At 64.1% G+C, this 490-nt stretch carries 2 protein-coding genes; both read left to right on the plus strand.

Going from position 1 to position 490, the window contains the following annotated elements:
• On the plus strand, positions 1-182 hold a 182-nt coding region (locus EOA86_RS39185; RefSeq protein WP_206630295.1), incomplete at its 5' end, for a hypothetical protein.
• A partial coding sequence (locus EOA86_RS37905; RefSeq protein ID WP_164892470.1) for a recombinase family protein occupies positions 179-490 on the plus strand: 312 nt, incomplete at its 3' end. The genes EOA86_RS39185 and EOA86_RS37905, both read left to right, overlap by 4 nt.

The following is a 490-nucleotide window of genomic DNA, read 5'->3' on the forward strand; positions in this document are numbered from 1 at the left end:
TCTTGTCCACCGGCGAGAAGTTGGCCGCCGCCCTGGTGCTCAACCGGCCCGATTGGCTGGCCGAAATGAACTACACGCTCGCCGAGACGATCGAGCGCGTCGGCCCGCAGTGGCTGGCCCTAATTCCCGAAGCAGCGCGCGTGCTGGAATACGAAGACGAGCATGCCGCGGGTAAGGCATGAATAGGCGAGAGATCCCCAGTTTGCGCGTCGCGCGTATCTATTTGCGGGTCAGCACCGAAGAACAGGACCTGGCTCGCCAAGAGGCGATGGTAGGCCAAGCCAAAGCGGCCGGATATTACATCGCCGGCGTCTACCGCGAGAAAGCGTCGGGTGCTCGCGCCGATCGGCCGGAGCTGCTGCGCCTCATCTCTGACCTCCAGCCGGACGAGGTCGTCATTGCGGAGAAGATCGACCGCATTAGCCGCCTGCCGTTGCCAGAAGCCGAAAAGCTCGTTGCGACGATCCGCGCGAAGGGCGCACGGCTTGCC

This window comes from Mesorhizobium sp. M5C.F.Ca.IN.020.32.2.1 (genome assembly GCF_004023105.1).
In the GTDB taxonomy this organism is placed as follows: Bacteria; Pseudomonadota; Alphaproteobacteria; order Rhizobiales; family Rhizobiaceae; genus Mesorhizobium; species Mesorhizobium wenxiniae.